A 17,680-nucleotide genomic window follows, 5' to 3' on the forward strand; every position below is an offset into this window, starting at 1 on the left:
CTTTCAGAGAGGCTTCGTCAGGTAGACGGCCTCTCGCCCCACGATCACCCGTTGCGCCGGCATGAACACGGTGCATTCGTCGCATGGCGCGCGAATTTCGTCCGGGCCATTGGTCGCTATCAACTCGCCTTTCGCAAAAGTCTCGAAGCCGATCAGCGGGCGCACGAAACGGAAGTCCTCCGACTGGATGACGTGCGTCTGCAGCAATTCAAAGCGCCGCTGCGGCTCGGGCGCGGCGACCGGTTCTCTCTCGATCAGCCCGAAATGCGCCAGAAAGCGCAGCGACACTTCGGTCGCGAGGTCCGCCGCAGCCTTCTTGAAATGCTGGCCGCATTCGACGACCACCGCCGCGCCGGGCGCATCCGCTCCGGCATGCAGGCCATGCTGGATCAGCGGCGTGCCCGAACCCAGCCCACTCGGCATCGCGAGGTGAACGGGCGGCAACCCGATCGCCATCGCCACGCTGGCATTGCGCTCGAATGCCGGATAGACCCAGAAAGGCACCACGTCCTGGCTCGTCGAATGGATGTCCAGGATGTGGTCCGCCGCCGCGACCACCGGCCGCAATTCGCGGGCGCGGCGCAGTTCGGGGCTGTCCTCAGGCCCGTCCAGCCACTCATCGGACCACACGCGATTCAGGTTGTGCACGATCTGGCGGTTGTCGAAGGGCCGTTCGATCGCGAAGGCGTTGTAGGCCTCCACGTGCGCGAAGCTCACGGTCAGCGTGCCGATCTTGGGGCGGACGCCGGTGTCCAGCAGATGCGCGGCCGCCACCATGCCGCAGATCTCGTTGCCGTGCGTCAGCGCATTGATCAGCACGTGCGGACCGGGCTGGCCGGATTCGAAGCGGTGGACGTAGTCAATGCCGGTGTTGCCCTGGCGATAGGCGGAAATGTCGCGGGGGAGCACTTCGAATGCGGGGAGATCCTGGGTCATGAGGCTGCGTTTCCTGCGTTTCTCTGGTCATGGCGGCATTCGCCGGGTCCCCGGAGTTTGCTCCAATTTGCCTCTTAGACTCGTGGGCTCATCATGCGAATCGCCCAAGCCCTGTCCCCATGCCTTTGACCGCTGAAATGCGACGGTCCATCGACCAGATTCGCGACTATCTCTTTGGCGGCGGCTACCCCGATCCTGTCAGCAACGCCGAACAACTGTCGTTCCTGTTCTTCTTCTATCTGCTGGAGACCATCGACGACGAAAACGCCATGCGTGCCAAGACGCTGAACGAGCCCTACTCCAGCATGTTCAGCGGCGATTGGGCCCTCAGGAATGCGTCCAACGCTTCTCTGCCCTCCGCGCGCGAGGGCGTGCTGACGGCAACGGTCCTCCAGACCGGCACGTCCGTGATCCCGCGCTCGCGCTTCAGGTGGTCCGCCTGGGCGACCGACTTGACGGGCGATGCGCTCGTGCACTTCGTGCGCGACGAGGTCTTTCCGTTCTTCTCCGAAATCGGCGCCGCCGGCGCGCACGACTTCATGCGCGGTGCGCGCCTGGGCATTAGCGAGCCGACCGTGCTGTCGCAGGTCGTTCGGCTCGTGGATGGCCTCGGGCTGGCCGACGCGGACTCCGACACCAAGGGCGACCTTTTCGAGCACGTCTTGCGGCAGATCAGGCAGGCGGGCGAACTGGGCCAGTTCCGCACACCGCGCCACATCATCCGCCGCATCGTCGAGATGGTCGACCCGACCATCGGCGAAACCATCTACGACCCGGCGGCCGGCACTGCGGGGTTCCTGGTGGCGGCCTACAACCACATCCGCCTCGCTCATTCATCGCCCGGTGCCATCGTGGAGGCCGAAGCCGACGGCAAGCTCCTGAGGCGCGGCCTCGGCGACAAGCTCACGGACGAAGAGCTCGCGATCCTCCAGAACAAGACCTTCTACGGCAACGACGTCGACCCGAAGATGGTCCGCCTCGCGACGATGAATCTCACGCTGCGCGGCCTCGCCAACGTGCGCATCCTCCAGCGGAACGTGTTGACCTCGGCGCTCGACCATTCAAAGAAGGCCGAGCTCGACCTGCCGCCCGAAGGCTTTCACGTGGTCCTGGCGAATCCGCCTTTCTCCGGGCGCGTCGACAAGGACCGCATCATCGATGACGTGCGAGTGGGCACCACCAGCAGCACCGAACTGCTCTTTCTCAAGTACATGATGGACAGCCTCCGCGCCGAGGGCCGGGCCGCCGTGGTGGTGCCGGAAGGCGTCTTGTTCGGGTCGACCACCGCGCACAAGGAATTGCGCCGCCAGCTCGTCGAGAACAATCAGGTGGACGCGGTGCTGAGTCTTCCGGGCGGCGTGTTCCAGCCCTATTCGGGCGTCAAGACTTCGGTGCTCTTCTTTCGCAAGTGCGGCAACACCGAGCATGTGCTCTTCCTGCATGTCGAAGATGACGGCTATGCACCCGATGCCAATCACGACCGGCCCATCGAAGCCGACGACCTGCCGCGCCTGGCGCAAGCCTATGCGCAGCGCGAAACGTCGCTGGCCCGCTGGGAAGCGCGCGAACCCGAGGTCGAATGGGGCGAGAAATGGTGGTTCGCAGACGCCGCCACGCTGCGCGCCAACGACTTCAATCTCTCGGCGGCGCGCTACCGTCCCCTGACTGAAGCGCAAGCCGAGCATCGCAACCCGCGCGAACTGGTCGACGAGGTCATCGCGCTCGAACTGGAGTTCGCCAAGGAAATGGAAAACCTGCGAATCCTGCTCACGGAGCGGGAAGAAGAATGACGGCGCCACGGATCGCGCTGCGGGAGGTGGTCGAGGCGAAGACGGGCACGATGAACCCGTCGGCCTGGCCGGGCGATCCATTCACCTACGTCGATGTCGCCGCCGTCGACAACAAGAAGAAAACCATCACCGGCGCTCGCAAGATGATGGGCGCCGAAGCGCCCAGCCGCGCGCGCAGGCAGATCCGCACTGGCGACGTGCTGGTTTCAACCGTCCGGCCGAAGCTCAACGCCGTCGCGCTGGTGCCGCCGGAACTCGATGGAGAAATTGCAAGCACCGCCTTCTGCATATTGCGTGCGACCCCGCGCGTGCTGCCCGAATACATCTACTTCTTCGTGCGGTCGAGGCTGTTCGTCAATGGCGTGTGCAAGCTCGCGACCGGCGCGCTGTATCCGGCGGTGTCGGATGCTCACGTCCTCGACCAGAAGATCCCGCTGCCCGACTTGAATGAACAGCGCCGGATCGTCGACCTGCTGTCGTGCGCGCAGAGCGCCATCCGCCTGCGTCGCGAAATCCGCGAGCGGACCGTCCAGATGGTGCCGGCGCTCTATGCCGACGTATTCGGCGATTCGATCGGCAATCCCAGGCAGTGGCCCGTCGTGCCTCTCGAAAGCCTTTTGAAGACCGGTCCGCAGAACGGGCTCTACAAGCACAAGTCCGCATACGGCGCCGGTACGCCGATCGTTCGCATCGACAGCTTTCGCGACGGCGAACTGCGCGAACCCGGCTCACTCAAGCGCCTTCAGATCGAGAACGACGAAGTGCGGCGCTATGCGCTGGACTCGGGAGACATCCTGATCAATCGCGTCAACAGCCCGGAGCACCTTGGCAAGAGCGTCTTGATTCGCACCGTGGCCGAGCCGACGGTGTTCGAATCGAACATGATGCGGCTGGTGCCGAACCCCGAACGCGCTTTGCCGCAATACCTGATCGCCGCGCTGCAGACGCGCCGAACCTCTCGGCATTTTCAGACCCGCGCCAAGCGCGCGATCAACCAAGCGAGCCTGAATCAGCAGGATCTGAAATCGCTGCCGGTGATGCTGCCGCCGCTGGACAAGCAGCTTGCCTTTGCGCGCTATGCGGATGCCACCGCCGCGGCTCAGGCGACAGAGGCGTTGCTGCTGAAAGGCGCTGAGGAAACGCTGGAGTCGCTGCTGGCGCGTACGCTGCGCTGAGCCGTATTTGCTGAAAAGCGGCTCATGGTCCGCCGGAAGCCGGCTCCTGCATCCACGCAGGTATATGCCTGCGGCCGTGCAGGACGCGCCAGACGTCGATGCAGTCTGTCTGCTCAAAGTAAAGAACCAGGTACGAAAAGCGGGTCAAAGACCAGAAACGCAGGCCGGGCAAGTCGAGCTCAATGGCGTAGCGTGTAGAGCCCGTTCCGGGGTTTCGGCTGATGTGGATGTAGGCACTCTCGAGCTCGTCGATGAAGCCGAAGGCGGCGCTTTCCGCGCCCTCTTTCATGTAGTACGCGATGACGTCGTCAATGTCGCGGTTTGCCTGTTCTCGGGGGACGACCGCTTTCGCCCTCACCTCTTACCGCCGGCCCGAGAGCCCTTTTTTCCGGCGCTGCGCACTCTCTCGCGCAAACCGTCGAAGTAGGCCTTGTCCGCAGTGGCGGCGGGCGCGGAGAGCCCTCCCTGGAGAAGAAGAGTCCGCAACTGAAGCTTTTGTTGATCCTTGCGGATGAGCTCGCGAACATATTCACTGCTCGTGCCATAGCCGCGCTCCACCACTTGCTCATCGACGAAGGACTTCATGGCGTCCGGGAGCGATACGTTCATAGTGCTCATCAGAAGAGCCTACGAGTTTTGGCAAAAATTGGCAAGACCGCCGGATCCTCAGTGCCCGCCTCCAAGATACGCTGCCTTCACTCCGGGATCATTCCTCAGCTTCTCGGCCGGCCCGTGCAGCGAAATCCGGCCGTTCTCCAGCACGTAGCCATAGTCGGCCACGCCAAGCGCGGCAGCCGCGAACTGTTCGACCAGCAGCATCGTCACGCCCTCTTGCTTGAGCCGCTCGATGATTCGGAACACTTCGGCCACCAGGATGGGTGCGAGCCCCATCGACGGCTCGTCGAGCAGCACAACCTCAGGGTTCAACATCACCGCGCGCGCCATGGCGAGCATCTGCTGTTCACCGCCCGACAAGGTTCCTGCCAGTTGCGTACGGCGCTCTTTCAAACGCGGAAAGAGCTCCATCGCCCGCTCGAGATCGGCTGCCACGTCGCCGCGCGGGCGGCTGCCGGTCAGCCTCGGGAATGCACCCAGCGTGAGGTTGTCCGTGACGCTCATGGTCGCGAACACGCGACGGCCTTCGGGCGAGTGCGCGAGCCCGAGCTTGGCGATGTGGTAGGACTCCAAGCCCTCGATGCGCTTGCCGTTGAGCGTGATTTCACCGGCGGTCGCGCGGATCATGCCCGACACCGCGCGCATGGTCGTGGTCTTGCCGGCGCCGTTGGAGCCGATGAGGGTCACGACCTTGCCCTTGGGCACGTCGATCGAAATACCGTGCAGCACTTGCACCTTGCCGTAGCCGGCGGAAAGATTCTGGATGGTCAGCATCTGTTGATCCTCACGCCGCCTGCGCGGCCGGTGCCGCCGTTTCCTGTCCGCCGAGATAGGCCTCGATGACCTTCTCGTCCGACTGCACCTGCGCAGGCTCGCCCTCGGCAATCTTCTGGCCGAAGTCGAGCACCGAAACCGTATCGCACATGCTCATCACGACGTCCATGTGGTGTTCGATCAGGATGACGGTCACGCCGTGCTCGCGGATCTTGCGGATGATCGCGATCAGCTCCTTGATGTCGGGCGCCGTGAGTCCGGCTGCGGGCTCGTCGAGCAGCAGCAGTTGCGGGTCGAGCGCCAGTGCGCGAGCGATCTCCAGCAGGCGTTGCTTGCCGTAAGGCAGGTTGCGAGCCTCTTCCGCGGCGAACTGCTCCAGGCCGACGAACTTCAGCAACCCGAGTGCGCGGTTGGCCGCGGCAAGACTTTCGCGGCGATAGCGCGGCGTGTGCACCGCCACGTCGAAAAGATTGCTCCTGAACGTATGGTGCAGGCCGACCTGCACGTTCTGCTGCGCGGTCATTTCGCCGAAGAGCTGCACGTTCTGGAAGGTGCGCGCGATGCCCGACAAAGCGATGTCCGCCGACGTGCGGCCCACGAGCGAGCGTCCGCCGAATTCGATGTTGCCGGCGGTGGGCACGTAGATGCCGGTCAGCACGTTCATCATCGTGCTCTTGCCCGAGCCGTTCGGACCGATCAGCCCATGGATCGCGCCGCGCTTCACCTTCAGGTCGACGTTGTTCAGTGCCTTGAGGCCGCCGAACTGCATGAGCACGCCCGAAGCCTGCAGCAACTCCGCACCGCCGCTGCCCGATGCGGCGACGCTCACCGCGTCCGACGGCCCCGCGACCTGGCCGACCACATCGGCCTGTGCCTTGGGCCGGCGCAGATTGAGCGCGTTGCGCACGAAACCGACGATGCCGTCCTGCAGGTAATAGACGACGAAAAGCATGATCACGCCGAAGATCGATAGCCGCCAGTCAGTCATCGTTTCGAGCCAGAACGAGAGCCCCGCGAGCGCGATGCTGCCGACCACCGGGATCGCCATCTGCTTGGGCGTCACGCGCTGGCGCTGGATGCCGATCACGGCCGTGATCATCACCAGCACGGCCAGGCCGACCGACACATAGCGGAACAGCACCACGTCGTCCAGCAGCTTGGGCAGCAGCACGATGATGGCCGCGCCGAGCATCGACCCGATGCGGCTCTTGCGCCCGCCCATGATCACCGCCAGCAGGAAGAGCACCGTCAGTTCGAAGTTGTAGGTGTTCGGCGAGATGTATTGTTCCGAGTACGCATACAGGCTGCCGGCCAGCCCGGCGAATCCGGCGCTGATCACGAAGGCGTAAACCTTGTAGCGATACACCGAAACGCCCATGCAGTCCGATGCGACGGGGCTGCCGCGCAGCGCCTCGAAAGCGCGCCCGAGATGCGAGCGCAGGATGCGGTGCACCACGATCAGCGACAGCACCAGCATCACCGCCACCAGCCAGAAGAACTCGCGTTCATCGAGCTTGTGGCCGAAGAGCGGCGGCTTGCTGAGCTTGATGCCCATCGGCCCTTCGGTGATGAAGCTCATCTCGTTGATGAGAATCTGGATGATGGTCCCGAAGGCCAGCGTCACCATGGCGAGGTAAGGCCCCGTCACCCGCAGCGCAGGCAGCGCGAGGATGGCGCCGAAGACCGCCGTGACACCGATTGCGGCGACCAGCGAAACCAGCAGAAGCGCGCCCGTCTTGTACACCAGCACACCGGCGGTGTAGGCGCCGAGACCGAACAACCCCGCATGCCCGAGCGATACCTGTCCCGTATAGCCCACCACGATGTCCAGCCCGAACAGCAGGATCGCGTAGATCATGATCGTTTCGAGCAGGTGGATGTAGTAGGGGTTGTCGATGCCGATCGGGAACAGCATCAGCGCTGCAAACCCCGCGATGGCAAGAAGAAAGCGACCAGTTTTCATTGTGTTGACTTCGATGCCTCGCGCTCAGACCTTCTTGATGGCCGTCTTGCCGAACAGACCCGCGGGCCGAACGGCCAGTACGATCAGCAGCAGCACCAGGCCCGGTACGTCCTTGTAGCCGGTGCTCAGATAGAAACCGGTGGTGGTCTCGGCAATGCCGAGGATGATCCCGCCCACCACGATGCCCATGCCACTGGTCAGCCCGCCGATGATCGCCACGGCAAAGGCCTTGAGCCCCAGCACCGCGCCCATCGTGGCACCCGTCAGCGTCAGCGGCGCAATCAGCACGCCGGCAAATGCGGCCGTGAGCGACGACAGCGCATATGAAAAGGTGATCACCAGTCCGGTATTGATGCCCATCAGCTTGGCCGCATCACGATCGTTGAAAGTCGCGACCACCGCCTTGCCGTAGATCGAGCGGCGATTGAAGACTTCCACCGCCAGCATCATCAGGATGGCGCCGACCACCACCAGGATTTCCATCGGCAGCACATTTGCGTTGAGGAACTTGATGGGTGCTTCCGGCAGCGGCGAAGGAAATCTCAGGTCGTCGCGGCCCCAGACGTTTTCCGCGACGTTCTTGAAGATGATGCCCAGCGCAATGGTCGACATGATCCAGCCAAACTCCGACTTGATCTTGATCGCGGGCCGCACGCCAATGCGCTCCACCACCGCGCCCTGCACTGCGCCGAACAGGCACACGATCGGGATCATCAGCCAGTAGTTCACGCCCAGCGTGACCAGCGTCAAGCCAACGAGCGCGCCGAGCATCAGCGCATCGCCCTGCCCGAAATTGAGAGTGTCCGAAGTCGCGAAAGTCAGCTGATAGCCGAACGCGATCACGGCATAGATCATGCCCAGCGCGATACCGCTGAAGATGAGTTGAGTGAGGATTTGCATGGCGGCTCTTGCGATGCGTTGAACATGAAAAGGCGCCGCCCCAGGGAAATCCCCGGGGCGGCGCCTGTGGGAGGCGCAGCTTAGTTCTTCAGCAGTGCGTCGTTGGCAGCGTTGTTCTTGATCTGCACCTTCGACGCATTCTTCATGTCGTCGGCGTTGGCATAGCTCACGCGGCCGCCCTTGACTTCACCGAACACCGGGATGTTCGCGGTGATCGCGTCATGGTCACCCTTGGAAAAAGGCTTGTTGTAGGTCGTCACCACACCTTCGACCGGCGTCTTCAGGTCTTCGAGAGCGGCCATGATCTTCGGGCCTTCGGTGCTGTTGGCCTGCTTCATCGCGGCGGCCAGCAGGTAGATGGAGTCGTAGCCCTGCGCAGCCGACACCGGCGAATCGATGCGGTTGTTCTTCGGCTTGAAGGTCGCGATGTAGCTGGTGATGAAGCTCTTGCGCTTGGGCGTGGTCGGCTCCTGGATAAAGGTCTGCGGCATGCGCGCACCGTCGCCGCCGGGGCCGGCGTTGTCGATGAAGTTGGCCATCGACAAGGTCCAGCTGCCGATCATCGGGACTTTCCAGCCCAGCTTCGTCATGCCGTTGGCGATCTGCGCCAGCTCGGGGCCGATGCCGTAGGTCAGCACTGCTTCGGCGCCGGCTTCCTTGGCCTTCAGCAACTGGGCCGTCATGTCGACGTCCTTGATGTTGAACTTCTCGACCGCGACCGGCGTGATGCCCTTGGCCTTGAGCGCCTTCTCCAGATCTTCGCGGCCGAGCTGGCCATAGTTGGTCGAATCAGCCAGGATCGCGACCTTCTTGTAGCCGCGACGCGTGACTGCTTCCTCGACGATCATCGGGGCCTGGATGCTGTCATGCGCCGAGTTGCGGAAGACGTAGTTCTCAGGATCCTTGTCGAACTGATGCGTGATGACCGAGCCGGTCGCCACGTTGTTCATCACCGGGATCTTCGCTTCCTGGAAGAAGCGTTGCGAGGCCAGCGCCACGCCCGTGTTGATGTAGCCGACAACCGCGACGACCTTCTCCTTGTTGATGAACTCCTGGGCGATCTGCACGCCGCGTTCATTCTTGGCTTCGTCATCGCGTTCGACGAGCTGAATCGGCCGGCCCAATACGCCGCCAGCCTTGTTGATTTCTTCCGTTGCCAGGCGCACGCCGTCGCGCATGCTCACACCCATCGAGGACGACCCGCCGGTAAACGGACCGTCCACGCCGATCTTGATGGGATCGGCTGCGAATGCTCCCGCGGAAAAGGCGATAGCGCCTGCCACGGCGAGAAGCTTGAAACTCAAGGGCATGTCGAAAATCTCCAAGTGTCTGAATGTGTCGGAACCATAGGCGAGAGAGAGAAAACCGAAGAGAGTGACAACCCTAAATGGATGCAAATCGGACGCATTGGGCCGTCCGCGCAAACCAATTACATGCACCCATTCGATGCACCCATCCGGCTCTCATGGCTGCGCCGCTTCAACGCTGCGATTCGGCAAGTTGCTTCCGGCGGTTTTCCCCTTGCCGGGCGAACATCCATCCGGGGTATTCCGCAGGCAACCGGCTGACTTCATCGAGTTGCGCCAGCTCTGCCGCGCTCAGCTCCACTTTGGTGGCGGCCATGTTGTCGGCGAGTTGATCCGGCCGCTTGGCGCCGATGATGACGCTGGTGACCTGCGGTTGATGCAGCAGCCACGCCAGCGCGATCTGCGCGACCGACACGCCGTGCGCCTCGGCGATCGGACGCATCGCATCGACGCAGTCGTACGCGCGGTCCTTGTTGACGGGCGGAAAGTCGAAGCTGGTTCGGCGGCTGCCCTGTTCGCCCTGTTGTTCGCGGCCGTATTTGCCGCTGAGCAGGCCGCCCGCGAGCGGACTCCACACCATCAGCCCCACGCCTTCGCTGCGAAGCATCGGCACCAGCTCGCGTTCAAGATCGCGTCCGGCGATGGTGTAGTAGGCCTGCAGCGATTCGAATCGTGACAGCCCCCATCTCTCGGAGATGCCGAGCGCCTTCACGACTTGCCAGGCGGCCCAGTTCGAAACGCCGACATGGCGCACATGCCCGTGACGCACGAGCTGGTCGAGCGCACGCACGGTTTCTTCGATGGGCGTCGCCGGATCGAAGCCATGGATCTGATAGAGGTCGATGTGATCGAGTTGCAGTCGCTTCAGGCTCGCCTTGACGCCATCCATGATGTGGCTGCGCGAGGCGCCGCGTGCATTCGGCCCGGGGCCTGTTTCGCCGAAGACCTTGGTCGCGACGATCACGTTCTCGCGCGGCACCTTGAGGTTCTTGAGCGCCTGCCCGGTGATCTGCTCAGAGACGCCGTTCGAGTAGACATCGGCCGTGTCGATGAAATTGATGCCGGCATCGAGCGCCGAGCCGATCAGGCGTTCGGCGTCGCTCTGCTGCAGATCGCCAATTTGAGCCCAGATGCCTTCGCCGCCGCCGAAGGTCATGGTTCCGAGGCACAGCTCCGACACGAAAAGGCCAGTGCGGCCGAGAGGATGGTGACGCATGGAAGACAACTCCTTGTTGTGCAGACAAACAAATCGGACTCGCAGCATAGGCGCCCTCCGAAATTCCTGCAGGCGCCGCTACCGCATCCTTTTGGGGCGCCCGAACGTCTTGTCTTTGTCACAGAATGGTTCCGGCGCCGCCGGTGAAAGGATCCCCACGTGAAGCACATGATTCGATACAAGGTCAAGGCCGACCGCGTCGCCGAAAACGAGCGTTCCTCGGCCAAGGTTTACGAGGAACTCCATAAGCTCAAGCCGAAGGGCCTGCGCTATGCCACTTTCCGGCTCGACGATGGCGTGAGCTTTGTGCACATCGTCTCGTATGACCAAGCCGATGGCACCAGCGTGCTGACCGACATGCCGGCATTCAAGGAATTCACCGCGGGCGTTCGCGAGCGTTGCGAGGAGCCGCCGGTCAGGACGGAACTGAAGGAGATCGGCTCTTATGGATTCTTCGGCGACTGAGCCCGGCAACGACATCATCGCCACGCTCGAGGAGGGCCGGCGCCAGTTTCTGGCGCTGGTCGATGGCATCAGGCCTGACCTGCATCGCTACTGCACGCGCATGACGGGCTCGGTGGCCGACGGGGAAGACGTCGTGCAGGACACCCTCGCGCGGGCCTACTACCAACTGCCCGAGCTGAAGGAAATGCCGCCGCTGCGGCCATGGCTCTTTCGGATTGCGCACAACAGGGCCATCGACCACTGGCGGCGCGATGCGCATCGCATGGCCGAGCCCATCGAATCGGTGCTCGACATTGCCGACGACGAAACGCGCGAGCCGGACCAGACGCTTGCTCGCCAGCAGGCGGTACGCGCCGCGCTCTCGTGCTTTCTGCAGCTCGCACCGGCGCAACGCGGCTGCGTGATCCTCAAGGATGTGCTGGACCATTCACTGGAGGAAATTGCCGGGGAACTGGATCTGAGCGTGCCAGCAGTCAAGGCCGCGCTGCATCGGGGACGAACGCAGCTGCGCCAGTTGTCCGCTTCGACGATCGATATTTCTTCGGTGCGCCCGCCCACTGCAATCTCCCCTGCCCTGCGCCGCTATGCCGATCTCTTCAACGCGCGCGATTGGGACGGCGTCCGCGCGATGCTGGCGGACGACGTCCGCCTGGACCTCGTCTCACGGCGCAAGGCAACCGGCCGGCGCGAGGTCGAGATCTACTACACGAACTACAGCCGACAGGACGATTGGCGGCTGGTGCCTGCGTGGCTCGACGGGCGCGAAGTGCTGGCTGTCATGCGCGCGCCCGGGGCGACGCTGCCCGGCTACTTCATGGAACTGCAGTGGCGTGAGGGGCGCGTCAGCTTCATAAGGGACTTCCGGCACGTGCCCTACATCGCACTGGAAGCGCCGATCGAACTGGCGGATTGAGCGCAAGACCAAAGCGACCAAAGCGACCAAAGCGCCCTTGTGCCTTGCATCAGGCCGTCGGCGTCTCTCCGGCGGCATCGTCTCCGGTCTCGCGGCGCCCAGAGCCCTTCTTGTTGGCCCTGGCTTCCTTCTTCGCCTTGCGCTCGGCATCCAGCAGTTGCCCGGCCGCAAGCCATTGCGCGAATTCTTCCGGCGTTTCGAGCGTGATGCGCCCCAGATTGCCGCTGCGGAACTCGTGCATGACGATCTCGGCGGCCTTCTGCAAATTCACGCGGCCCTTGCCCAGCAATGCGCCGCGCTTGCGGCCGATGGCTTCGAGCACCTCCTCGTCGCGGAGGCCCGCAATCGGCTCCAGCTTGAAGCGTGCTTCGACAAGGCCTGCGTAGTGCTGCTTCAGGTACGACAGCAGTTCCAGCGCCACCTCTTCGTCATCGAAAGCATTGCGGCCGATGGCGCCGCTTGCAGCCAGGTTGTAGCCGCTCTTGGCAACGATGATTCGGGGCCATAGCATGCCGGGCGTGTCCCACAGATAGAAGTCGTCGGCCAGCGTGATGCGCTGCTCCAGCTTGGTGATGCCGGCCTCGTCGCCTGTCTTGGCCTTGCGGCTGCCGGTGAGCGTGTTGATCAACGTCGACTTGCCCACGTTGGGGATGCCGCAAATCAGCACTCTCATCGGCTTGGCCATGCCGCCACGTTGCGGGGCCAACGCGTGGCAGGCGTCGATCAGTTGCCGGGCGGGCGCGGCCTGGCCGGCATCGAGACCGATCGCGCGCGTCTCGGGTTGGGCGTTGTAGTGTTCGAGCCAGCGCGCCGTGCATCCCGGGTCCGCCAGGTCCTGCTTGTTGAGCACCTTGAGCCCCGGTTTGTGGCCGGTGAGTTCGGCCAGCATGGGATTGGCGCTGGAGCCGGGCAAGCGCGCATCGAGCAGTTCGATGACGACGTCGATGTCCTTGATGCGCTCGGCGATGGCTTTCTTGGTCAGGTGCATGTGACCGGGGAACCACTGGATGGCCATCGCGAATGTCTTTCTCTGTCTGTGAACGACCCGGGATTGTCGTCAATTCAGATCGTCGCGATAGTCGATCGGAAGGCTGTAGGCTGGCTCGCGGTGCCAGTCCCAATAGGTCTCGAGAAGCCGCTGCGTGATCGGCCCCGGGGAGCCCTGGCCGATCATCTGGTCATCGACTCGCGTCACCGGCAGCACGCCGCCGCCCGAAGTGCTCAGGAACACTTCATCAGCCTCGCGCAGTTCGCCCGCAGGCAAGTCGCGCAGTTCGACAGGCAAGCCGAGTTTCTGCGCGATCTCGATCACGGTACGGCGCGATACGCCTTCGAGCACCCCCTCCTTCGGCGTGACGACCACGCCATTGCGCACGCAGAAGATGTTGAAGCCGGGCCCTTCGACCACATTGCCCGCGGCGTCGGTCAGAACGACGGTATCGGCACCCGCATCGAGCGCGCTCAACAGTCCCATGGTGAGATCGTTCCAGTGATAGTTCTTGGCTTTCGGGTCGACCGAACGCGCCGGAATACGCTGCACATCGCTCACCTGCAGGTGCAGGCCGCGCTCCCGCTGCGCTTCATTGGCGATCCACACGAAAGGCACCGCGAAGGCATAGAACTGATTGACCGCCTGCCGCGGATCGCGCGAACCCCACGGCGGTTGTCCGCGCGTCACGATCATTTCGACATACGAACTTCGCAGGCCGCTCTTGCGCACGCATTCGGTCAGCACCGCAACGATCTGGTCGGGCGTGAGGCCAGGATCGAGGCGAAAACGCTCGCAGCTTCGCATGAAGCGCTCGAGATGCACGTCCAGCCTGAAGAACGCTCCATCCCAGACGGTGACCACGTCATAGGTCGCATCCGAACGCAGGAAACCCCAGTCGGTGATGGGAATCGCGGCCTCGGCAATGGGCACGTATTGGCCCCGAATGAAGGCAACCCCGTTCGAGTAGTCAGGCGCAAGCCCAGGTTGGACGGAAGAATTCATGGTTCTGCAAGTTCCTTCGAATGAGTGCACGGCCATTGTGGACATTGGAGCCCGAGGCCCAACTGACCGCATGCTAGAGCCTCTCGCCCAATAGACGCGAAAGGTAGCAGCATGCAGATTCAAGTGAGAACGAGCAACGGCATCGAGAACAAGGAGGCGCTCGAACGCTGGGCCGATGGCCAGATACGCCAGACCCTCAGCCGCTTCGTCGAAGACGTCACCCGCGTCGAAGTCCATCTCAGTGACGAAAACCATGACGCCAGCGGCGGCGGCGCCAAGCGCTGCGCCATGGAGGCGCGCCTGGCGCATCACCAGCCACTGGCCGTCACCCACCACGCATCCAACATCGACGAGGCGTTTCGCGGAGCGTCGGAAAAGCTGAAGCGTTCGCTGGAGAGCGTGCTCGGACGGCTCTACAACCATCGCCAACGCGATTCGATCCGCAATGGCGCTGAAGGCGATGCGATCGACGCCGAGGGGGATGCGCCTTGAGGGGCGTCCGGGCCCTCGGGCTCCTTGGGACGCTGCTTCTGGCGTGCGGCGTGTCGAATCACGGCTTCGCGGGGAGTCTGAAGGGCAAGATCGTGTTCGCCGGCCCTGCGCCGGCGCCGGTCAAGGTGCCCGTCACGATCGATCAGTATCTGTGCGGCAACGAAAAGGCCGCCGACGACTTGCAGGTGTCGGCGAATCGCGAAGTCCGAAATGCCGTCGTCTGGATCGAGAACGCGCCCGCCGACGTTGCGCCGTCCGTGAATCAGAAGGTCGAGGTCGACCAGAAGGGATGCGCCTTCATCCCCAGGGTCGTCGTGGTCCGAGCCGGCGGGACAGTCGATTTCCTCAACAGCGATCGACTGCTGCACAACATTCACGCCACGCCGAAGGCGAACGTTTCTTTCAATCGAACGCAGCCCATGGGGCGGACGATTCCAATCACCTTTGCCCAGCCTGAAATCGTCCGCATCAACTGTGACTTGCATTCATGGATGACCGCATGGGTGGTCGTCGCGGCGCACCGCTTCTATGCGGTCACCGGCGCCGACGGGACGTTCGCATTCGACGATCTTCCGCCGGGCCAGTACAAGCTGCAGATCTGGCATGAACGCCTGGGAACGACCCCGGCGAGTGTCACCGTGAGCGATCGGGAGCCCGCGCAACTCTCGGTGGAACTGAAGCCACGGTAGAGCCGAACGCACAGTCAGACGCCCTCAAGGCACAACGGCGATCTTCTTCGTCGTTTCCCACGCGGCAGAGTGGGTCGGCTCCTCGACTGCCCGGAGCGATCCGCCCTCGTCGAGCGCGATCGTGAAAGTCACGGTCGGCGACGAATACACGGGGTGCAGGTAGGCGCGCGCGATCTCCACCGAGTCCTTGTAGAGCGCGATGTAGCGCACGAAGTGCTCTGACAGAGACGGGTGCTGCGAATCGGCACCGACGCTGATCGTGACGTTGAACCACGCGCCCCGGCGCACGCTGTCCGGCGCGGTGATCTTGGGCGAGTGTTTCGGGTCGGAGCCTTTGTGAACTTCGCGAAACTCCGGTGTGAACTGCTGGACCTGCTCTTCCTCCGCACGCACGCCGGCAGCAGCAAGGCACGTTGCCATCGCAATCGTGGCAATGACGATGCGCTGCGCGCCTGGAATGTTCGTTGTTGTCATGAAACCCTCCGCTAGCTGATCAGATGTCCGGCAGATACTGCTTGACGATTCCCAGCAGCTCGCTCGGGCTGTAGGGCTTGGCCAAGTAGCTGGAGGCGCCCGCCTGCAGCGCCTTTTCGCGGTCGCCGCTCAGCGCATATGAGGTGATGACGATGATTGGGATATGCCGTGTAGCCGCCTCGGTGGTCAGGAGCCGCGCGGCGTCGAGCCCGGACATCTTGGGAAGTTGCACGTCCATGAGGATGAGATCGGGCAACTCCTGCTGCGCGAGCGCCACGCCGGCTTCGCCGTCCCCCGCTTCGATCAGTTGGCAGGCAGAACGCTTGAGCAACTGCCGGACGATCTTGCGGTTGTACTCGTTATCCTCGACATAGAGGATCTTGCGCTCGGTCATGGATCAACCTCCTTGCTGCGCCCGCCCGCGCGCAATGGCACGGAGAAAAGAAAGGTGGAGCCCTTCCCCAGTTCGCTTTCGACCCAGATGCGCCCGCCGAGCCTCTCAACGAACTTCTTCGAGATGCTGAGCCCGAGCCCCGTGCCGCCGAATTCACGCGTGATGGTCGTATCCACCTGGCGGAATTCCGTGAAGATGTTGTCGAGATCGCACTGAGCAATGCCGATGCCCGTGTCCGAGACGCTGTAGATCAGGTCGTCATCTACCAATTCCACTGCGATCTCCACGCGGCCTTGTCTTGTGAACTTCAGTGCGTTGCCCGCCAGGTTGGTCAGGCACTGCGCAAGCCGACCGCTGTCGCCGAACGCTACGGGCAAATCCTCCGGCACGCGCGCGGTGAACGCGAGCCCCTTTTCAGCAGCGATGGAGCGCAGCGATGTTCGCACCGTGTTCACGACGTCACTGACCGCGTAATCGCTGAGCGCGAGTTCCATGCGCCCTGCCTCGATCTTCGACAGATCGAGCACCTCGTTGATCAGACGCAGCAGATTGCGACCGTTGACCTGTATGTCCGTCAGCGGCTCTTTCAGTTCAGCCGGAACCTCGCCGTAGATCCCGTCGATCATCATTTCGCTGAATCCGAGGATCGCATTCATTGGCGTGCGCAATTCGTGGCTCATGTTGGCCAGGAACTCGGACTTTGCCTTGCTCGCGCGCGAAAGCTGCTCGTTGAGGTCCACGAGCTTCGCGGCCGCCTGCCGCTGGGATTCGTCCAAGCGCTGAAGTTGCTGACTCATGTGGTTCATCCGGTCGGCGAGCACTCCGAATTCGTCACGGTTGGGCACGGAGATTCTGCGCCCGAAGTTTCCGGCCGCCACATCGTCCATGAAAACGGCCGCCGCGCGTACCGGCAAGATGAAGGACCAAGAGATCACGAATCCGCAGAGCCAAGCCAGCAAGACGGCGCTGACTGCAAAGACGGACGTGAGGATCAGCGATCGGCGGTTGGCCGCGCCGACGCTGTCGCGCAGACGAGCCATCCGGCTTTGCTCGACCTCGACGAGTTGGCCCATACGCGACGCGATCCGGTTGTCGAGGAGTTCCTCGCGCTGCAGCAAATCGGCCGTGATGTCCCCCAGCTTGCCGTCGCGAATGGCATTGGCGATGTCGGCCACGACGCCCATGGCATCGTCCTGCGAAGCGCGGATCTGGTCGATCAGCCCTTTCTGGCCGCCGGCCGCCGAGGTGTCCAGCTTGGCCAGTGTTTCGTTGAACCGGTTGTTCTCGCGGAGGATGCGTTCAATAGCGGCCTCGTCTTTCGACAGCAGTGCGAGTGCAGTGAAGTGCATCTGCCGGTCCAGCGCATGCTGGCTCTGCTGCGCCCAGCTGACCCGCTCATGGGCTTGGTCCAGCATGCGGCTCTGCTTGGTGATGTTGACGATGATGAGCAGGCTGGCCACCGCCATGGCGATGAACAAGAGCGTGATGATCAGGAATGCCAGAAGCAGCTTGGTGTGCACCGAAGCGCGAACAGCGGCGACCCTTTGCACCAGCCCGGCAAAAGGCGACTGTTTCAACACCCGC

At 63.1% G+C, this 17,680-nt stretch carries 19 protein-coding genes; 6 read left to right on the forward strand and 13 right to left on the reverse strand.

Annotated elements, in window-relative coordinates:
- Positions 1–3: 3 nt before the first annotated feature.
- Positions 4–936: a M14 family metallopeptidase gene (locus tag AC1DMA_RS03865; RefSeq protein ID WP_478143281.1), complete on the reverse strand. Its 933-nt coding sequence runs from the start codon at positions 934–936 to the stop codon at positions 4–6.
- Between the two features lie 137 nt (positions 937–1,073).
- Between AC1DMA_RS03865 and AC1DMA_RS03870 the strand changes: the two genes are divergently transcribed.
- Together AC1DMA_RS03870 and AC1DMA_RS03875 are read left to right on the forward strand one after the other, a co-directional pair.
- Entirely contained in the window at positions 1,074–2,726 is a 1,653-nt protein-coding gene (locus tag AC1DMA_RS03870) for an HsdM family class I SAM-dependent methyltransferase (protein WP_478143282.1), read from the forward strand.
- Positions 2,723–3,901, forward strand: a complete 1,179-nt coding sequence (locus AC1DMA_RS03875; RefSeq protein WP_478143283.1) for a restriction endonuclease subunit S — start codon at positions 2,723–2,725, stop codon at positions 3,899–3,901. The genes AC1DMA_RS03870 and AC1DMA_RS03875 overlap by 4 nt, the downstream gene beginning before the upstream one ends.
- Positions 3,902–3,923: 22 nt before the next feature.
- Here AC1DMA_RS03875 and AC1DMA_RS03880 read toward each other — a convergent pair whose 3' ends face one another.
- The 7 genes from AC1DMA_RS03880 to AC1DMA_RS03910 form a co-directional block, all read right to left on the reverse strand.
- A complete protein-coding gene (locus AC1DMA_RS03880) occupies positions 3,924–4,259 on the reverse strand; it encodes a type II toxin-antitoxin system RelE/ParE family toxin (protein WP_478143284.1) in 336 nt (111 codons plus the stop codon).
- Positions 4,256–4,519 (reverse strand): ribbon-helix-helix domain-containing protein, encoded by a 264-nt coding sequence (locus AC1DMA_RS03885; protein ID WP_478143285.1) that lies wholly within the window; start codon positions 4,517–4,519, stop codon positions 4,256–4,258. The genes AC1DMA_RS03880 and AC1DMA_RS03885 overlap by 4 nt, the downstream gene beginning before the upstream one ends.
- Positions 4,520–4,567: 48 nt before the next feature.
- Positions 4,568–5,290 (reverse strand): ABC transporter ATP-binding protein, encoded by a 723-nt coding sequence (locus tag AC1DMA_RS03890; protein ID WP_478143286.1) that lies wholly within the window; start codon positions 5,288–5,290, stop codon positions 4,568–4,570.
- A gap of 10 nt (positions 5,291–5,300) precedes the next feature.
- Positions 5,301–7,253: an ABC transporter permease subunit gene (locus tag AC1DMA_RS03895; RefSeq protein ID WP_478126674.1), complete on the reverse strand. Its 1,953-nt coding sequence runs from the start codon at positions 7,251–7,253 to the stop codon at positions 5,301–5,303.
- Between the two features lie 24 nt (positions 7,254–7,277).
- Positions 7,278–8,153 (reverse strand): branched-chain amino acid ABC transporter permease, encoded by an 876-nt coding sequence (locus tag AC1DMA_RS03900; RefSeq protein WP_478126675.1) that lies wholly within the window; start codon positions 8,151–8,153, stop codon positions 7,278–7,280.
- An 80-nt stretch (positions 8,154–8,233) separates the two neighbouring features.
- The gene (locus AC1DMA_RS03905) at positions 8,234–9,463 is read right to left on the reverse strand and encodes an ABC transporter substrate-binding protein (RefSeq protein WP_478126676.1); all 1,230 of its coding nucleotides are present in this window, start codon (positions 9,461–9,463) and stop codon (positions 8,234–8,236) included.
- A 169-nt stretch (positions 9,464–9,632) separates the two neighbouring features.
- Positions 9,633–10,676, reverse strand: a complete 1,044-nt coding sequence (locus AC1DMA_RS03910; protein ID WP_478143287.1) for an aldo/keto reductase — start codon at positions 10,674–10,676, stop codon at positions 9,633–9,635.
- A gap of 159 nt (positions 10,677–10,835) precedes the next feature.
- On the opposite strand from AC1DMA_RS03910, the gene AC1DMA_RS03915 reads away from it, so the two are divergent.
- Positions 10,836–11,141, forward strand: a complete 306-nt coding sequence (locus tag AC1DMA_RS03915) for a hypothetical protein (RefSeq protein WP_478126678.1) — start codon at positions 10,836–10,838, stop codon at positions 11,139–11,141.
- On the forward strand, positions 11,122–12,054 hold the full coding sequence (locus AC1DMA_RS03920) for a sigma-70 family RNA polymerase sigma factor (RefSeq protein ID WP_478143288.1): 933 nt from the start codon (positions 11,122–11,124) through the stop codon (positions 12,052–12,054). Before AC1DMA_RS03915 ends, AC1DMA_RS03920 begins: the two co-directional genes overlap by 20 nt.
- A 49-nt stretch (positions 12,055–12,103) precedes the next feature.
- Here the strand turns inward: AC1DMA_RS03920 and ylqF are convergent, their stop codons facing one another.
- Together ylqF and AC1DMA_RS03930 are read right to left on the reverse strand one after the other, a co-directional pair.
- Complete coding sequence (ylqF, locus tag AC1DMA_RS03925) at positions 12,104–13,069, reverse strand: ribosome biogenesis GTPase YlqF (protein WP_478126680.1); 966 nt, start codon at positions 13,067–13,069, stop codon at positions 12,104–12,106.
- 42 nt (positions 13,070–13,111) lie between these two features.
- A complete protein-coding gene (locus tag AC1DMA_RS03930; protein ID WP_478126681.1) occupies positions 13,112–14,047 on the reverse strand; it encodes an aminotransferase class IV in 936 nt (311 codons plus the stop codon).
- 111 nt (positions 14,048–14,158) lie between these two features.
- Between AC1DMA_RS03930 and AC1DMA_RS03935 the strand changes: the two genes are divergently transcribed.
- On the forward strand, positions 14,159–14,539 hold the full coding sequence (locus AC1DMA_RS03935) for an HPF/RaiA family ribosome-associated protein (RefSeq protein WP_478126682.1): 381 nt from the start codon (positions 14,159–14,161) through the stop codon (positions 14,537–14,539).
- Between the two features lie 50 nt (positions 14,540–14,589).
- Positions 14,590–15,228, forward strand: a complete 639-nt coding sequence (locus tag AC1DMA_RS03940; protein ID WP_478126683.1) for a carboxypeptidase regulatory-like domain-containing protein — start codon at positions 14,590–14,592, stop codon at positions 15,226–15,228.
- A 24-nt stretch (positions 15,229–15,252) separates the two neighbouring features.
- On the opposite strand, the gene AC1DMA_RS03945 is transcribed toward AC1DMA_RS03940, so the two are convergent.
- Genes AC1DMA_RS03945 through AC1DMA_RS03955 form a run of 3 tightly spaced genes read right to left on the reverse strand, consistent with a single transcriptional unit; the run spans position 15,253 to position 17,673 of the window.
- Positions 15,253–15,702, reverse strand: coding sequence for a desulfoferrodoxin family protein (locus AC1DMA_RS03945; protein WP_478143289.1), 450 nt, complete (start codon positions 15,700–15,702; stop codon positions 15,253–15,255).
- Between the two features lie 19 nt (positions 15,703–15,721).
- Positions 15,722–16,096, reverse strand: coding sequence for a response regulator (locus tag AC1DMA_RS03950; RefSeq protein ID WP_478143290.1), 375 nt, complete (start codon positions 16,094–16,096; stop codon positions 15,722–15,724).
- Complete coding sequence (locus tag AC1DMA_RS03955) at positions 16,093–17,673, reverse strand: sensor histidine kinase (RefSeq protein ID WP_478143291.1); 1,581 nt, start codon at positions 17,671–17,673, stop codon at positions 16,093–16,095. Before AC1DMA_RS03955 ends, AC1DMA_RS03950 begins: the two co-directional genes overlap by 4 nt.
- Between the last annotated feature and the right edge of the window lie 7 nt (positions 17,674–17,680).

The organism is Variovorax sp. 05N34 (assembly GCF_056397405.1).